The sequence below is a fragment of the Oryzifoliimicrobium ureilyticum genome (genome assembly GCF_037199735.1).
GTDB classification, from domain to species: domain Bacteria; phylum Pseudomonadota; class Alphaproteobacteria; order Rhizobiales; family Rhizobiaceae; genus Rhizobium; species Rhizobium ureilyticus.
This window is the reverse complement of sequence record NZ_JBBBVQ010000034.1, coordinates 16,497-31,573: the sequence shown is the minus strand read 5'-3', so window position 1 is coordinate 31,573 and position 15,077 is coordinate 16,497. Positions and strand designations below refer to the sequence as shown.

Below are 15,077 nucleotides of genomic sequence, written 5' to 3'. Positions count from 1 at the left end.
CAAGCCGAAGGTCAGATCAATCGCCTCAAGTTACTGAAGCGAGCAATGTACGGTCGCGCCGGCCCGGAACTGATGAGGGCGAGAATGATGCCGCTGAATCACAGAAATTGAGGAAGAACCCGATTAGATGCAAAACGACATCTTTCCTCTAACTGACAGCATGGGGGTGTTATGCCGCCAGATTTTCTTCCTTGCGGCGACGCTTCAAGTAGAGAGCCATGCCACCAAGAGTGAGTGCTCCGATGCCAGCACCTGCTTCTGGGCCGGGGACAGCTTGAATCGCGGCCGATGTCTGCATCGACTTGATCCCGATGAATGCATTTTCCAGAGAAACGGATTTGATCCTTAAGGAATCTAGCTGGAACCCCATGAAGGTATTAGCCTCCACCAAATTTTGACCAGTGCTGCTAAGCGTTTTGCTTTCGATCAATTGGCCCAGTTGGTCGAAAATCGAAATTTTCGCTCCAGGGGCGAATCCACTCCAATTCACAATGCCGCCAAAGCCTGAGACCAGCGAGTTGAACGTCAGCGTCATTACGCCCTCGTCAGTGTTAAGTCCCAACATTGGGACCCCGTTCCACTCCCCGTTAACATCGAAGCCGTACCTTGCGGTCCAACCGAAAACCGAACCCGATGTCGTGGATTTGAATGAATATCCTGGGCCGCTCGCTGCGTCGGTGAATTTATTATCTGATGGCAAGCTTAGTGCGTGCGCGTCTTCTAAGCTATTAACGAACGCTGCTTGTGCAGGAAAAACGCTCAATGAAATTGTTGGTAAGAGAACTGTTACTGCTATGGCGAAATTTTTCATTTTCCTCATCCGGTTTAATATTGTTTGAATAAGGCGCAATATTAATACTTCGTCAATGAAGTTTATTACGAAAAGTTAATAACGGTCCAGCTTCGCTATCGACTTGGAGTTTTAGCATATTTCTGAAGACCGAAGCGCTATAGCAAATTCTCGCGATACCAGCGGCCTAACATCAGGCGGTGGGGTGCAAACCCGCTCCGGGAATCTTCGGGTAAACGAAACCAGCTATGATGCCGTACTGGTTAGCCGTCGAATGGCCGCCAACGCGGGCGGTGCCCATGTAGATTTGCCGCCAGGCCGCCCGTGGAAACCGTCATCGCCGATGATCAGGCAGACGAGCGCTTTACTGATGGCCCAGCCGCGAGCCCGTCGCATGTTCGCCTCATCGGCTTCAGGAACGTACTGTTCATAAAACCGGGAAATTGCACCGTCTGGCAGCAATAGCCACGCGGCGCCGAGGTCACAGGCGGGATCGCCTGCGCACAAATCGCCGAAGTCGATGACGCCACAAAAGGTGCCGTCCCGAGTCAGCAGATTTGCAGGATGCAGGTCCGCATGGATCCATTTGGCTTGACCGCTCCAATCAGGAGCTGCAGCCGCATGTTTCCAAACGTCCCATACTTTTTCCGGGTCGCATAACAAGCCGCGTTCGGTCGCCAGGCTTAATAAATGGGCGACGCCGCCACTGCACGCCGCTAACGATCCACCCCTCCCATGACGTCCCTTGGGCGCCGTAGATGGTGCAGGCTCATGAAGCGCTGACAGAAAGGCGCCTAAATTATCAGCCGCTTTATTACCGTCAGTGGCGGGAGTTCTATCTGCAGGCTCACCATGCACCCATGTGGTCACGATCCAGCTGCGCGGGAATAAGTCCGAGGGGCGGCCAAGTCTTTGAGGAATTGGTATCGGGAGAGGCAGCCGCAACGACAGGTCCGGCAGGAGGCTGTTCTCTTTGATGAGCAAGTCTTCCGCATCATCTGTGGCCCATGGCAATCGGACGGCAAGGTTTTCTCCCAGCCGCCAAAGCTGGTTGTCCCAGCCAACTGCACCAAGAGACAGCGGCAAACTGGCAAGGTCGGGATGTTGCTCCCGAAGCATCGCAGCAACGAGCTCCGCCGTGATTTCAACCCTTATGTTCTTCATCCGAGCGCTCCCAACTTCGCGAGTATACAGAGAAACAATCGGACCGAATTATGGTGTGGCGGCCATCCTTAACCGCTTAAGGCATACTTGATGCTCGCACGAGAAAGCGGTAGCGCAGACGATGCAGGCATCATACCCGAAAACTTGGCAGTAAGGTCAAAGCCCGCGCCCTAACATCAAATGATGGTGCCTGAAGAAACGCTACGTCTTGTTTAATTCATCCAAGCGTTCGGCAACAATCTCAGCCACAGTGCGTAGAAGTAGTAGTTCTATGTCCGTTTCAGACATTCCAACCAGCGATGAATTTCCTATTCGTTTGGTGATCGCCAAACGTAGATCATCTAGCTGGCCGTTCATTACCAAACGTTCTCGAATTATTGCACCGCTGAAAAATGATCCTGAGTTGCTCAACGAATTCAGCTCTTAAAACTTCGGGTGATGCCTTTCACGAACGTCGATATGTTCATATTCGTTCGGAATGATGGCGGGTAAGCCTAACTCTTGTTCCTGTCTGATTGAACAAGGCGGTGCATCGCGTGCAAAAGCGACTTCTCTATCTGGCCGGGTTCTAGGTCCACGATCAAATTGGGAAGGGCAACGATTAAGCGCTGTACCAATTGGTTCTTGCTGGCGACGTCCGGGTAGAAGTGAGAAGCCTGCTTGAAAAGGATATCCTGCAACAGCGTCAGGCTGATTGCGTTGATCGATGTGCACAAGCTCTGGCTACTCCGTTGAAGTCCATCATCTTTGCGCGCGAATGTTAAAAATGTACATTAGGCAACTTTGTACGAAAGAGTACGGTCTACGGGCGACGAGGAGGAACATTGACTGTTGTGCGTCGTTCGAGAGCGGCAAAGGGCAACATGCAATGAAAAGACTGCTGCTGGTTATCGGGCTGGAAGACTATTTCGACGATGACACCAAGCGGGCCGCCGCTCGGCTTAACATCGAACTCGATGGACCGCATAGCATGCAGAGTACCGTCGAGCACAGTCCTCATCTGCGTGCCCAAGATGGTGTGATTATTGACCTCAGATATCAAGCCCACGAAATCTTCGAGTTTGTGCAGGACCTAGTCTTCTTTGGTATCCCGTTTGTGATTGCATCTCATGAGAAACAAGAATCGATCGACTACCCTGGCTACTCTTTCACTTCTGATCTTGATGATTTGAGAGCGTTGCTGGAAGGTCTAAATAGACGAACCGACTTCACCATTCACTGAGCGCAGACCCGCGCAACTGAGCGCTCGCCCGTCTATCAAATGATGGGGTCTATAGAACAACCGCCGTTTCCTGATCGGATGCGGAAACGGCAGTTTTCCTCGATTGACCGAGATCTCCCAGCTGCAGGTTTGGGAGCGAAACAAAGTGGCAGCTTTAGCTTACAACTGCCTGAACGGTTTACATCTCAGTCCATCAGCGGTTTAGAAGTGGAGCTATAGTCGCCAAGAGATAGCCGTTCGATATCTGGCGTTTCGCCGCGCTGGTAAATTATGACGGGTTGCCCGTATTTCCCGATTTCCGGGTATGCTTCTCGGCTCCATGCCACGACCCCTGCATATCGATCGCCTAACATCAGCGCGTCGCGCCTTGCACGATGTGCGGTATCAACTTGCCGTGGATCGAATGCAGGCATTAGTTTGCCATCACTATCTTTGGTGAATGCCGCAACCATAATCAGCTTGTCCGTAGACGTCATGTTTTTCCTCGCTTCGATTAAGCGTAACAGGCTTTCAGATTGATAATTTCATCGAGACAGATGGGATACATCTCAAGCCTGGCCGAGTTTCGTGGCTGTGACCTGGTTCAGCAAGCTTGCCAAAGCGTTGACAAGCTGGGCATCTGCAAAAGGCTTTTGCAGCAAGATGCTGTTCGGTACGCCGTTAGCCGCCCAACCAGCCGCGCTATCGCCGGTCATGTAAATAACGGGCATCGTTGGGGTAAGCTCTCTTGCTCGCCGCGCCAGATCCCAACCACTCGCTTGCGCTGGCATCCTTATGTCGGTGATCAACCCGATAAAACGAGCTGGATCCTCATTTAATGCAGCAATCGCCTTGTCCGCATCCTCTGCGCTAAATGGCACAAAACCCGCATCTGATAAGATGTCCTCAATATAGGAGATTATGAACGGTTCGTCTTCAGCAACGAGCACAAACGCATTGATTGCAGCATCCGGAGATACTTCCGGTACTCCACTGATTGGGTCTTTTGTCAAAACGGTGCCTTGCTTCGCAGGCGGGAGCACCGAGCCCTCAGTCGTCAGCGCCTACATCTTCGGTTGCCAACGATGGTGTGAAGATAGGGCATCACCTTAAAATAGTCCATCCTACGTTCCACCATCAAGTTATGGGGGCTGAAACAGAAGGAACCCGCTATGGGGTGCAAAGCGGGCTCCAAAAGGCTCAGTGGATCGGTCCACAGGAGTAGGGCCGCGACCAGGCATTAGCACTTGCTCACGTATCAGACGCAAAAGCGAATCATTTCGGGGAGGCCTGCTGCCTGCGACCGGAAAGCTGGGAGCTAGCGGCTCTTGGTATCGGCCTGGACAATCCGATGCATTGTCCTGAACAACGCTTTTTCGACGGGGAGAGCAGGATCACTTTCGACACTGTCGCAGAACGTGTTGATGGTCCGCAGCACAAGGCGTTCCTGATCCTCTCGCCTCGGACAGAAAGAGGCGGCGTACCTGATGAGCAGATCACTTGAGCTGGTCACGGTCTTCATGTTCATCATTGGAAGTAGAGCTGTCATGGCTCCTCTCCTCTGCTGTAATGCAGGCGGGAGCACACTGACCCTCAGCTATCAGCGCTTACGGAAAGTTTCCTGTTGCTGACAGTGTGTAGATTGTACGCTTTCCGACACAATGAGTCCACCCACGAGGAAGATGATGTCTCCGTGGCATCAAATGATGGGCAGATCACGCTGGACTGGATTTGTACGCTCGCGTACTAAGTTTCTGTATTTAGATCTATACTCTGCGTAGCGACAATCTTGGTGAGATTCGTATTGCCTCATGGGAGAATGCTCCCGGACGGATAGGATATTGCCTCACCATAATGCTCCCTATCCTTCGGTGAGCTCTGGTAACTGTTCAGCTTCGCCAGGTTCGATACCGAAGATCATTCGATGCGCGCGATCGCGGCGCCAGATTTTCACCCGCCGTTGCACCGTGCGGATTAGTCCATCAGGATACTCATCTGGATAAATGCTTTGAAGCCGCTCCAGTAGCTCCCGGCCGGTTCTCCATGGCTCATCTTCAAACCATCGGTAAAGATCATTTGTCACGTTGACCAGTGGGTCGGGCCGCCGGCGCTCGCGTTTTAGTATCGGCTTCGCTTTCGCAGTCGGACGGACTTCGCCCTCTGTCCATGCAATACGCAGGCTTCGCAAAAAGCTCTCGATATCGGGAGCCTCGCAGGAGGGGACTCCCTGGTGCGCGATGTCGGCAAGCCGCTGTTGTCCTGCACGAATGTCGCGGAGGAGCGTCACAGGATCGAGTTGTTCGCTCATTCGCACCAAGCGGTCGCGTACTTCCGTTGCCGTCCTCGCATCCGACAAAATCCGTTGATGTGGCGTCGCGGGGGAACAGTAGAGCTTCTTGACCATCGCTCCATTTCGCTGCTTTTCGAGCAGCTTAAACGACGGTTGAAAGAAGTTCACGAACAAGCGCACCGAACGATAAAGCTCCGCGAGTGTCGCCGCAGCTTCAACACCTTCATACCGATGATAGCCAACAATGCGGCGGACGATCGATCCGTTTTTCTGCTCCACATATGCCTGATCATTTTTGCAATATGGCCGACAGCGAGTGAATTCGATATTTGAATCAACACAATAATCCCTGATCGTCTCGTTGATGAATACGCTATCGTTGTCAGTATCAAAGCCAAGCAGCGGGAACGGCATTAAGCGGCGAAGCTCGGTCAAAACTTCCGTCAAAAGCTTCTGTTCGCGGACAAGCAGAGGCGCACATTCGGTCCAACCGGTCGCAATATCGGTAAGGACAAGCGTTTGAATAAAGCTGCCACGTGCGTTGGGACCGGAGTGCGACACCAGGTCGGCCTCGATGAAGCCAGGTGCGGGATCACCCCAATCAGAGAATTTTCGAATTGGGACACTGCGCTTCAATGCCGAAGAAGCAACGGAACGTCGGCGTCGATGGCCGCCTGCTGTTTCGCGCACGCTTTTCAATGCACGGTCGATGGTGGCTGCACTCATCTGTAGCAGAAGTGTGCGGACCTGATCGTCTAACTTCAAATGGCCATGCTGTTCCATCGATGAGATCAGAATCGGCAGCAAGGGCTTCAATCGCTTGCTACAGATACGGTCGGACGCTTCCCACAAAACAATCAGAACCTGTCGGGTCGCCTCGTCATAAATCTGCGCCCGCTTTCGCGATTGCGGTTGCTTATCCGCCCCACGCAACAAACGCATCGCATGTTTGCGATGCATCCCACTGATCGAAACGAACTGATCGAGGATCTGCGATTTTTCCTCCCGCTTTCCGGCTGCATAGCGTTTTGCCAGAGCAGCAATCAATTCCTTCTTCGTCGTCACGCTGATCAGCCTCATCTGATTTGCTCCGCACCCACAAATGCTGGGAGCAAATCAGATGAGGCAACGGCTAACAATCAGGGAGCATTTCTCGCGAGGCAATGCGCGTCTCATCCTTATCGCCGCGCTATAATACTCAGCGAATGCAGGTAAAATGTCATCTGGTAAGACGTTTGCGTTTATTGGCGCCGAACATGAAGAACACGCGCCCTTCGTCTCTACGAGGTTCTCCGTTCTTGTTGTCAACGAGGCTGAGAAAGAGCTGGCAAAAAGCACCACCTTCGAGACTATCGAAGAGGCGCGTGCCTTCGCCGAGCGGATGGCGGAAAAGGTTACCTACCTCACGAGCGCTGACCCATACATCTCTCAAGATAAATAAGTCAGTATGCCAGGTGCAAACTGCCGTCTCTGGATCGGATGCAAAGACGGCAGATCCTCGTAAGAGGTGCGTCCCAAGTCGCGGATTGGGAAGCGGATTGAGGGTGTGATAAATTCACGACGAGGTGAAGCGAGATCGCCAGCATTAATCTTTCAGGGTCTATGAATAGTTGCCGCGAGATGTGGTAATTGAGACGGGCTTTTAGTTGACTTATGAAAGGCGCGTAAAGGGGCGTTGCGTTGTGATCACCGGACGAGGGCACAGAAGACCGACCTGATAATCCGGGTCGGCCTTTTTGTTATATGCACCGGCCACGCTTCGTTGCCATTAAAGATCTTTTTCCGATCTATCCCGTTCGTTGCATGAGAAACTGATCTGCGGCATTGGACCATGAGGCGTGCGCATAGTGATTATTTGCGCTTTGACTGACATATCGAGTTTGTTCGCTTGCCGGATTATTATGTTCAACATGCGCGCCGCTCCGAATAGATGATCCCGCGTGTCCAGTTGCTCTTCGCGGCGCAACTCTTCGTCCGTGAAGTATGGTTCCACACAGGAATGCTGGATGATGTGGAGACCTTTGATCATTTCGGCAGCCTTGAGGAGGCCTTCCTTCACTTCTCCGGGAGCAACTGGCAGGTCGTCGATAGCTTTACCGAGTCGTCGTAGCTCCATGATCTCATCATAGCCGGCAGCGTTTTCGGATATACCGAGTTGCTCACGAAGATCCCAGATGGTCTCAACAGCTCGCCTTATCAGCCTCGTCTGTTCGAAGCTTGTCGTCTTCTCTACTTCATTTGCAGCCCTAAACAGCTCGCTGACGAAGTCATTCACCGCGCTCATTTAATATCCTAAAGCCTTGGATGCGTTAGACCGCACTAACATAAGAAGTCCGTTTCATATCAGGCCTCGCAATAGATGTGGATGCGGGTAGATCGACGGCGACGTTGCATCACGCTCAAAAGATTGTGTACTGGAAGACGAACATCCGCCCCTCTACATTTAGCAGCTACTTCAAATGTCTCGAATGGTTTGGTTTGGTCTAAATTCACGTCATCATTATCGATGGCGTAATGAGTTCTCGCTACATCTCGGAAAGCCATCTCACACTCCGCGTCGTGTTGGGCTGGTTAGGCCTCTCAGCGATTGCCAGGTCTGAGGGGCCGCCCGACTCTGAAATGAAGGTGGCTGAAATCCTGACGGGCTTCTCGCTGCGAGATCAATGCGGCTGTACGGTGTTTACAATCCGGCGTTCGCCGGCAACTTCGTCAAGATAACTATAGCATCCTCGCCGCACGACCGCTGCGCCGGGTGGCGTTGTTGTAGTATTCAGAAGCCTGCTGCAACGACCGATGCCTTGACTGCTCCATCGCTTCGGGCAGCGGGATGCCGCGATTGGCAGCTTCGGTCAGATAGCCCGACCGTAATCCGTGCGCCGAAAACTCCGCACTCTCCAACCCGGCCATCTCCGCCCGCTGCTTGACGATCGCATTGATCGACTGCGGATCGAGCGCCCGGCGCGAAACAGTTCCCCAGCGCCCGATAGCGCGGAACACGCTGCCCTTGTCGATTTTTGCGGCTGCCAGCCAGGCGTTCAGCGCGTCCACGGGGCGGCCGGTGAGATAGACGATCTCGTCCTCTTCGCCATTGGACGTCTTGGTGCGGCCGAGATGGATGGCAAGCGAGGGGAGGGGAGGGCCATCCGGCTGTTCGATGGGAGTTTCCTCGGTCAGCTGTTCGAAACGCAGGCCGGCGACTTCGCNGTGAGATAGACGATCTCGTCCTCTTCGCCATTGGACGTCTTGGTGCGGCCGAGATGGATGGCAAGCGAGGGGAGGGGAGGGCCATCCGGCTGTTCGATGGGAGTTTCCTCGGTCAGCTGTTCGAAACGCAGGCCGGCGACTTCGCTGCGCCGGCGCCCACCGGAGGCAAACGCGACCATCAGGATGGCCCGGTCCCTGATATCGCGCAGGCTGTCGCTCGCGCAGGTGGCCAGCAGCTTTGCCAGCACGTCACCGGTGACGGCCTTGGCGCTCTTGCGACGGCGCTGTCTCGGGACGGCACGCACGGCGAGACGAATGGCGGATTTGAGAGCAGGGGAGGTGAAGGCGCCGTCGAGGCCACGCCATTTCGTGAGGGTCGACCAGCTGGCCAGACGGCGTCGTACCGTATCCGGTGCGTGTGGACCGGTGGCTTTCAGAAATCCCTGGAACCGGAGCTTGTGCTCCAAATCATCGGGCATACCGTGATCGGGATCCGTCGCACGTTTCTCCGGATCCCAGAGATGATGGGCGACGAATTTCAGGAGCAGCGCTTCGGGCGCCGGCCAGGGAAGAGATTTCCCCGTGGCCGCCAAACCCCAGGCTTCAAGATAGGCAAGATCGGAGGTGAGCGCCCGCAGCGTATTGGCCCCCATGCCCTGATTGACGAGGTGGCGCAGCGTTTCGACGTCCTGGTCCGTGAGCAGTTCAGCGAGTTCGTCGCGCCGCTCCAACGGCAGGACGGACGCAATGGTGTCTAGTTCTTCCGATCGTCGTTCGACGGCGGATTTTTGCAATGGCGGCATTGTGGCTCCTGATCAGTCCAACCGCAGGCTTTGAAGAGCCGTGGCGAAGGCCACTTTTCCTGTGTCGAGCAGCTTGATTAACCGGAATCAATTCCCTTGGATTAATACAGTTTACTACCTGCTAGGATCAGTGGAATCTTTCGGATTGACCGGAATTAGCGGTGGACTTCGCTTTGGTATTGAATTGTCCGATCTGAGGCGGAACCAGACAGACGGCGATTCGCGAAGAATCTACCAAAGCAGCCACCAACGATGCCCCAAGCTGATAAACGCGGTTGGCAGCCGCACTTGATCGGGATTCAAAGCATTTGATTGGCGCCTCTCGGGACAAACCCTGCGGGTAACCAGAAACGCTGAATTACTTACTTGCCTCATCTTGCCGCCGAACCGACTGGGGGGTGCTGCCAGTCCATCCACGAAAAGCGCGGACAAACGAATTGGCATCTTCAAAGCCCAGCAACAGAGCGATCTCAGCACTCGACATCATTGTTTTACGCAGATAGTGATCGGCAAGCGCAGAGCGGACAGCATCGAGGGTAAGCTGGAATGAGGATCCCTCTTCCTGCAGCCGTCGCTGCAGGGTCCGTGTACCGACGCCGAGCTTCTTTCCAACGGCGTTCATCGACACCTCTCCCGCGGGCAGGGCTTCGAGCAAGGCACTCCTGACGCGCTCCACCATGCTTGCGGTTCGGTCAAGATCAGCCAGCCGTTGCCGCAAGGCCGGCTCGAAAAACAGCCAGATCTTGTGGTTCTCCGTCAGGAACGGCCTGTCGAAATCCTCAGCGTCAAAGACCAGCGTCGCTAATGGTGCCTCCACGACGGAGATGCCGAAGAACTCGGCGTACAACGCCGCATCCGCTCTCAGAATATCCGTCGACCCAGGCCAGGCGACTTTGAGCGGCTTGATAGCGGTGCGTGTGGCAAGCCGACCGAGTTGCACGAAGAACACGAGCTTGAATGCCAGAAACACCGCCGGCGGCGTCTTGGTCTGATCCAGAAAGTCGATCGTCACCGTTGCCCGCATCGGCGCACGCTCAACCTTGACGACCATCGGGGCGATCAGACGCATGTATTTCGCCATGCGCTCAAGGGCACTGCCGAGATTGGCGCTGCATAGGGCAGCAAAAAGCTCTGGATCAAACCAGTCGCTGGACATGACCTTCGCGATCCGCAGGGGGGAAGGCAACGTGGCGTCCAGTGATCTGGCCTCCTCCTCTATGGCAGACCAGAGTTTGAAGAAGTCCAGAGAGTTGAGGCGAACCTGATCACGCGCAAAGAGATCGCCGGGGAGTTCCGCACGTCGAAGGATCGGGGGCGCAGCAAGCCCGGCGTCCTGCATGAGCAGGCGCCAGCCCGGCCAGACGGCATAGTCCAGCGTGGAAATCGATCGGCTCGCAGCGATTGGATCTACTCTTCTCATGCGCGAATTCTATCTGGCAGATCGCGCCACGACAATCGCGGATGACGCCAATCTGCTTTGCCTGACGACTCTCATGTCCTGCTCGTGCAAGATTCTTGATGCCGAAGTTTGGCACGTTCGGAATTTTCTTTGGCACGTTCTGCTAGTGAAGTGGCGGAGGTTCGTCGGCATATTTTGCTCCAGACGTCACATCAACCGCCGCCATGCGGCAGGAGCAATGCCATGAAGCAAACCGTTCTGATCACTGGAGCATCCTCGGGCTTCGGCCTGATGCTCGCCAACAAACTGCACGCCGAGGGTCACACCGTCATTGGCACGAGCCGCGATCCGCAAAAATATGCGGGCAAGGTGCCCTTCAAGCTTCTGCGGCTGGATATCGACGACGATGCCTCCATTGAGGCGTTTCCGAGCGAGTTGTTCCAGCACATCAGGAAGCTCGACGTACTCGTCAACAACGCGGGCTACATGGTGACGGGGCTTGCCGAAGAGACACCCCTTGATGTGGCGCGCCAGCAATTCGAAACCAATTTCTGGGGAACGGTCAAGGTAACCAACGCGATCCTGCCTTATTTCCGCAAGCAGCGGTCGGGCAAGCTCATCACCGTTAGTTCGATTGTAGCCCTGATCGGGCCGCCCAACCTTTCCTTCTACTCGGCGTCCAAGCACGCTGTCGAAGGCTATTTCAAGTCGCTCCGCTTCGAGCTGAACCCATTCAACATCAAGGTCAGCATGGTTGAGCCGGTCTGGTTCAAGACCAACCTCGGCAGCAATGCGGTTACGGCAAGCTCTGGTTCGATTGCCGACTACGACACCTATCGCAGGAAGGCGAACGCGGCGACGCAGAAAGGCATCGATGATGCCGAAGCGCCTGATGCCGTCGTGGCGAAGATTTCGGATCTGGTCAACGCCAAGGAGCCAAAGTTCAGCAACCCCGTCGGGAAGATGGTTGGCATGTTCCTGTTTCTGCAGAGCTACGCGCCGAAAATGTTCGAAGGCTCGATCCTGAAGAGCGTGTCAAAGGCGGCCTAAACATTCGCCTCATCCACAAGCAAACGGAGCTAAAGACATGAAATTCTACCTCTGCAAATACATTCCGCCGCGGCCTGACTTCCTGGAGACGATGAGTGCCGACGAGAGGAACTGGATGGCCGGGCATGGCGCTTTCCTGGACAACCTGCTGGAGCAGGGCGTGATCGTCGCCCACGGGCCGGTCATGGATCCGGCAGGCGGCTATGGCGTCTCGCTTTACAGAATTGCCGATGATCAGCAGATCGAAACCTTCACCTCGCGTGACCCGATCGTAGCCAATGGCGCCGGCCACTATGAGCATCATCCTATGCTGCATCTGAAAGCACGGGACTGAGCGCGAGGCACAACGCGCTTTAACCTCAAAACTTGAGATTGAGGCGGTAAACACCGCCAGAAACAACAGGATACTTAAATGACCACCGCCCTCATCACCGGCGCCTCCAGCGGCATCGGCAATGTCTACGCGCGCCGTTTGGCGGCGCGCGGCTATGATCTCGTTCTTGTGGCCCGCGCTACGGACCGGCTGAACAGTCTGGCAGATGACCTCCGCGAGACGCATGGCGTTAAGATCGAGGTGATCACGGCCGACCTAACGGATGCAAACCAGATGCAGACCGTCGGCCAACGCCTTCGCGCCGAGCCACCCATCGACCTTCTCATCAACAATGCTGGCGCAGGTTTGGCTGGCGGCCTCGCTCATGCCGATCCGCAAGCGCTGGAACACCTGCTGCGCCTCAATTCCTTGGTGCCAACCCTGCTCACGGCAGCCGTCCTGCCGGGAATGATAGAGCGCGGCCACGGATCAATCATCAACGTCGCCTCCGTTCTCGCACTTTTGCCGGAGTACTCGCCTGGCATCTATGCGGCAACCAAATCCTATGTGCTGACCATGACCCAGAGCCTGCATGCGGAGGTCGGCGCCAGAGGCGTCTATGTACAGGCCGTTCTGCCGGCCGCCACCCGCACGGAAATCTATGATCGGATGGGCGGCGACATCAGCAAGGTACCTGACGTGATGGAGGTCGATGATCTCGTCGATGCCGCTCTTATCGGTTTTGACCGCAGAGAACTGGTGACCATTCCGCCCGTTCCACATCACGGTGACTGGGAGGCTTTCGAGCAGGCACGCATGGTGCTGGCCCATGGCTTCAGCAATGCACAGCCTGCGGAGCGCTATCGCAAATAACAGCGCCGGTCGCGGAGCGTATTTGCGCCGCGACCGACTTTTGTCATCCCACCTTATCAAGGGGAAGTACCATGGCCTACAGAACCACCAATCCGTACACAGAGCAGGTCGTCCGGGAATTTCCAGAGCATAGCGATACACAAGTCGAAGCCGCGCTCGCAAAGGCCGACGCGCTGTTTCATTCCACCTGGTCGAAGGGTGCGCGCGCACCGAGGCTGGCTACACTTGCACGCCTGGCTGATGTGATTGCGCAAAATCGCGATCTGCTGGCCGCGACAATGGCGGAGGAAATGGGCAAGCCTCTGTTCCAGGGACAGATGGAAGCAGATCTGTGTTCCAGTATTGCGCGCTACTACGCTGAGAAGACAGAAGGGATCCTGGAGCCCCAGCCCGTCGCAAGCGATGTCGGCGAGGGTTGGGTTGAGTATCACCCCGTCGGGATCATTCTCGCTATTGAGCCGTGGAATTTTCCGATTTACCAGTTGATCCGGGTCGTTGCGCCTGCCATCGCTGTTGGTAATCCGGTTATCTACAAGCATGCGAGCATTGTTCCTCAATGTGCCGCACTATTTGAAGATCTCGTCCGCCAGGCGGGCGCACCGGACGGCGCAGTCACCAACCTCTATATCTCCTCGGCCAAGGTGGCGGAATTGATTGGCGACGACCGCATCCAGGGTGTCGCACTCACCGGCTCGGAAGGTGCAGGCAGCAAGGTCGGAGCGCGGGCTGGCGAGATGCTCAAGAAATCGACGCTTGAGCTTGGCGGAAGCGACGTGTTCGTGGTGCTTGACGATGCCGACCTCGCAAAGGCTGTCGAAGGCGGCATATTCGGCCGTCTTGGCAATGCTGGGCAGATCTGCACTGGGGCCAAGCGCTTTATCGTCCACCACGGCGTTGCGGATGCCTTCACGCAAGCCTTCGTCGGGGCCATGCAAAACGCGCCGATGGGAGACCCGAAAGACCCGAACACCTTGCTCGGACCGCTCGCTTCCCGCGATGGCCTGGACGGTCTGAGCCGCCAGGTCGAAGAGGCAATCGCCCATGGCGCCAAGGTTCTGACGGGCGGCAAGCCGGCAGAGCGCACCGGTTTCTTCTATGAGCCGACTGTCCTTGCCGGTGTCACACCCGACAACCCAGCATTCTACCAGGAGTTCTTCGGGCCGGTGGCTCAATTGTTCATCGCTGAAGATGACGACGCGATCGTCACCCTCGCCAACGACTCAAAGTTTGGGCTGGGTGGCACGATTTACTCCTCGAATATCCCACGCGCTCGTGCGCTCGCCTCCCGCATCGAAACCGGCATGGTCTTCATCAATACGCCCACCACATCACGACCAGAACTGCCGTTTGGAGGTATCAAGAGGTCGGGCTATGGCCGCGAGCTCGGAGACGTCGGCATCAAGGAGTTCGTCAACCGCAAGCTAGTCGTTGTTGCCGGCACATAACCGGCGACGGGAGGCCCGGTCGGGCCCTAGACCCCATGCCCATCCCGCCCCGGCTTTTGTCCATCCAAGCAGGTATCCAATACCGCAAGAGGAACGTTCATGATGACGACAATCTCCGAGACAAACGCACGCTTTCCAAACGCAACCGACGTTGAGGCTCTCAACGAATGGCATCGCATCATCACGCAACGCGATTGGGGCAAGCTTCCCGACCTGTTGACGGATGAAGTCACCTATCACAACCCGGCGCAGCTTGAGCCGTACCGTGGGAAGCAAGCGCTCGTCGGGATCCTGCAACTGGTCTTCAGTATTTTCGAGGATTTCCAGTACCATCGCCGCTTTCACGGCGAGAATGGCCACGTGTTGGAGTTCAGCGCCCGCGTTGGCGATAGTCCTATCTTTGGTATCGACATTGTCCGTTTCAACGAGGCAGGAAAGATGGTCGATCTGGTGGTTATGCTTCGGCCGGCGGACGCTGTTGCGAAGCTGGGAGAGGAGGCTACCCGCCGGATGGCAGCAGCTCAGGCCGCCGAGCAAGGCTGAGA

At 55.6% G+C, this 15,077-nt stretch carries 15 protein-coding genes and 2 pseudogenes; 7 read left to right on the top strand and 10 right to left on the bottom strand.

Translation table 11 applies throughout. The features are described 5' to 3' along the window. Positions 1-169: 169 nt before the first annotated feature. On the bottom strand, positions 170-811 hold the full coding sequence (locus VQ830_RS27085) for a hypothetical protein (RefSeq protein ID WP_337271267.1): 642 nt from the start codon (positions 809-811) through the stop codon (positions 170-172). 225 nt (positions 812-1,036) lie between these two features. Then, positions 1,037-1,954 carry an aminoglycoside phosphotransferase family protein gene (locus VQ830_RS27080; RefSeq protein ID WP_337271266.1) on the bottom strand — a complete coding sequence of 306 codons (918 nt, stop codon included), beginning with the start codon at positions 1,952-1,954 and terminating at the stop codon, positions 1,037-1,039. A gap of 868 nt (positions 1,955-2,822) precedes the next feature. Between VQ830_RS27080 and VQ830_RS27075 the strand changes: the two genes are divergently transcribed. Continuing rightward, positions 2,823-3,176 (top strand): hypothetical protein, encoded by a 354-nt coding sequence (locus VQ830_RS27075; RefSeq protein WP_337271265.1) that lies wholly within the window; start codon positions 2,823-2,825, stop codon positions 3,174-3,176. Positions 3,177-3,361: 185 nt separating this feature from the next. On the opposite strand, the gene VQ830_RS27070 is transcribed toward VQ830_RS27075, so the two are convergent. The 4 genes from VQ830_RS27070 to VQ830_RS27055 all read right to left on the bottom strand — a co-directional run bounded on the left by VQ830_RS27070 (position 3,362) and on the right by VQ830_RS27055 (position 6,525). After that, positions 3,362-3,652, bottom strand: a complete 291-nt coding sequence (locus VQ830_RS27070; RefSeq protein WP_337271264.1) for a hypothetical protein — start codon at positions 3,650-3,652, stop codon at positions 3,362-3,364. 72 nt (positions 3,653-3,724) lie between these two features. Beyond that, positions 3,725-4,168 (bottom strand): response regulator, encoded by a 444-nt coding sequence (locus tag VQ830_RS27065; protein WP_337271263.1) that lies wholly within the window; start codon positions 4,166-4,168, stop codon positions 3,725-3,727. A 305-nt stretch (positions 4,169-4,473) separates the two neighbouring features. Further along, positions 4,474-4,704 (bottom strand): hypothetical protein, encoded by a 231-nt coding sequence (locus VQ830_RS27060; RefSeq protein ID WP_337271262.1) that lies wholly within the window; start codon positions 4,702-4,704, stop codon positions 4,474-4,476. Positions 4,705-5,016: 312 nt separating this feature from the next. Beyond that, positions 5,017-6,525 carry a transposase gene (locus tag VQ830_RS27055; protein WP_337271261.1) on the bottom strand — a complete coding sequence of 503 codons (1,509 nt, stop codon included), beginning with the start codon at positions 6,523-6,525 and terminating at the stop codon, positions 5,017-5,019. A 136-nt stretch (positions 6,526-6,661) separates the two neighbouring features. On the opposite strand from VQ830_RS27055, the gene VQ830_RS27050 reads away from it, so the two are divergent. After that, complete coding sequence (locus tag VQ830_RS27050) at positions 6,662-6,886, top strand: hypothetical protein (protein WP_337271260.1); 225 nt, start codon at positions 6,662-6,664, stop codon at positions 6,884-6,886. A gap of 327 nt (positions 6,887-7,213) precedes the next feature. Here the strand turns inward: VQ830_RS27050 and VQ830_RS27045 are convergent, their stop codons facing one another. The 4 genes and pseudogenes from VQ830_RS27045 to VQ830_RS27030 all read right to left on the bottom strand — a co-directional run bounded on the left by VQ830_RS27045 (position 7,214) and on the right by VQ830_RS27030 (position 10,872). Next, the gene (locus tag VQ830_RS27045; protein WP_337271259.1) at positions 7,214-7,729 is read right to left on the bottom strand and encodes a hypothetical protein; all 516 of its coding nucleotides are present in this window, start codon (positions 7,727-7,729) and stop codon (positions 7,214-7,216) included. A 434-nt stretch (positions 7,730-8,163) separates the two neighbouring features. Beyond that, positions 8,164-8,517 (bottom strand): annotated as a pseudogene (locus tag VQ830_RS27040) (tyrosine-type recombinase/integrase); the annotation flags it as partial. A gap of 144 nt (positions 8,518-8,661) precedes the next feature. After that, positions 8,662-9,452, bottom strand: a pseudogene (locus VQ830_RS27035) (site-specific integrase); the annotation flags it as partial. A gap of 358 nt (positions 9,453-9,810) precedes the next feature. Further along, positions 9,811-10,872 (bottom strand): AraC family transcriptional regulator, encoded by a 1,062-nt coding sequence (locus tag VQ830_RS27030; protein ID WP_337271257.1) that lies wholly within the window; start codon positions 10,870-10,872, stop codon positions 9,811-9,813. A gap of 222 nt (positions 10,873-11,094) precedes the next feature. Between VQ830_RS27030 and VQ830_RS27025 the strand changes: the two genes are divergently transcribed. The 5 genes from VQ830_RS27025 to VQ830_RS27005 all read left to right on the top strand — a co-directional run bounded on the left by VQ830_RS27025 (position 11,095) and on the right by VQ830_RS27005 (position 15,075). Beyond that, positions 11,095-11,901, top strand: coding sequence for an SDR family NAD(P)-dependent oxidoreductase (locus tag VQ830_RS27025; protein ID WP_337271256.1), 807 nt, complete (start codon positions 11,095-11,097; stop codon positions 11,899-11,901). 37 nt (positions 11,902-11,938) lie between these two features. Beyond that, on the top strand, positions 11,939-12,235 hold the full coding sequence (locus VQ830_RS27020) for a YciI family protein (protein WP_337271255.1): 297 nt from the start codon (positions 11,939-11,941) through the stop codon (positions 12,233-12,235). Positions 12,236-12,313: 78 nt separating this feature from the next. Then, positions 12,314-13,087: an SDR family NAD(P)-dependent oxidoreductase gene (locus tag VQ830_RS27015; RefSeq protein WP_337271254.1), complete on the top strand. Its 774-nt coding sequence runs from the start codon at positions 12,314-12,316 to the stop codon at positions 13,085-13,087. 71 nt (positions 13,088-13,158) lie between these two features. Beyond that, positions 13,159-14,532: an NAD-dependent succinate-semialdehyde dehydrogenase gene (locus tag VQ830_RS27010; protein ID WP_337271253.1), complete on the top strand. Its 1,374-nt coding sequence runs from the start codon at positions 13,159-13,161 to the stop codon at positions 14,530-14,532. A 99-nt stretch (positions 14,533-14,631) separates the two neighbouring features. After that, positions 14,632-15,075, top strand: coding sequence for a nuclear transport factor 2 family protein (locus tag VQ830_RS27005; RefSeq protein ID WP_337271252.1), 444 nt, complete (start codon positions 14,632-14,634; stop codon positions 15,073-15,075). The last annotated feature ends 2 nt before the right edge of the window (positions 15,076-15,077 follow it).

Excerpts from the sequence above, each read along its gene's own strand:
- VQ830_RS27085 (WP_337271267.1), bottom strand. The coding sequence starts at position 811 with ATGAAAAATTTCGCCATAGCAGTAACAGTTCTCTTACCAACAATTTCA.
- VQ830_RS27080 (WP_337271266.1), bottom strand. The coding sequence starts at position 1,954 with ATGAAGAACATAAGGGTTGAAATCACGGCGGAGCTCGTTGCTGCGATG.
- VQ830_RS27075 (WP_337271265.1), top strand. The coding sequence starts at position 2,823 with ATGAAAAGACTGCTGCTGGTTATCGGGCTGGAAGACTATTTCGACGAT.
- VQ830_RS27070 (WP_337271264.1), bottom strand. The coding sequence starts at position 3,652 with ATGACGTCTACGGACAAGCTGATTATGGTTGCGGCATTCACCAAAGAT.
- VQ830_RS27060 (WP_337271262.1), bottom strand. The coding sequence starts at position 4,704 with ATGACAGCTCTACTTCCAATGATGAACATGAAGACCGTGACCAGCTCA.
- VQ830_RS27055 (WP_337271261.1), bottom strand. The coding sequence starts at position 6,525 with ATGAGGCTGATCAGCGTGACGACGAAGAAGGAATTGATTGCTGCTCTG.
- VQ830_RS27050 (WP_337271260.1), top strand. The coding sequence starts at position 6,662 with ATGTCATCTGGTAAGACGTTTGCGTTTATTGGCGCCGAACATGAAGAA.
- VQ830_RS27045 (WP_337271259.1), bottom strand. The coding sequence starts at position 7,729 with ATGAGCGCGGTGAATGACTTCGTCAGCGAGCTGTTTAGGGCTGCAAAT.
- VQ830_RS27030 (WP_337271257.1), bottom strand. The coding sequence starts at position 10,872 with ATGAGAAGAGTAGATCCAATCGCTGCGAGCCGATCGATTTCCACGCTG.
- VQ830_RS27025 (WP_337271256.1), top strand. The coding sequence starts at position 11,095 with ATGAAGCAAACCGTTCTGATCACTGGAGCATCCTCGGGCTTCGGCCTG.
- VQ830_RS27020 (WP_337271255.1), top strand. The coding sequence starts at position 11,939 with ATGAAATTCTACCTCTGCAAATACATTCCGCCGCGGCCTGACTTCCTG.
- VQ830_RS27015 (WP_337271254.1), top strand. The coding sequence starts at position 12,314 with ATGACCACCGCCCTCATCACCGGCGCCTCCAGCGGCATCGGCAATGTC.
- VQ830_RS27010 (WP_337271253.1), top strand. The coding sequence starts at position 13,159 with ATGGCCTACAGAACCACCAATCCGTACACAGAGCAGGTCGTCCGGGAA.
- VQ830_RS27005 (WP_337271252.1), top strand. The coding sequence starts at position 14,632 with ATGATGACGACAATCTCCGAGACAAACGCACGCTTTCCAAACGCAACC.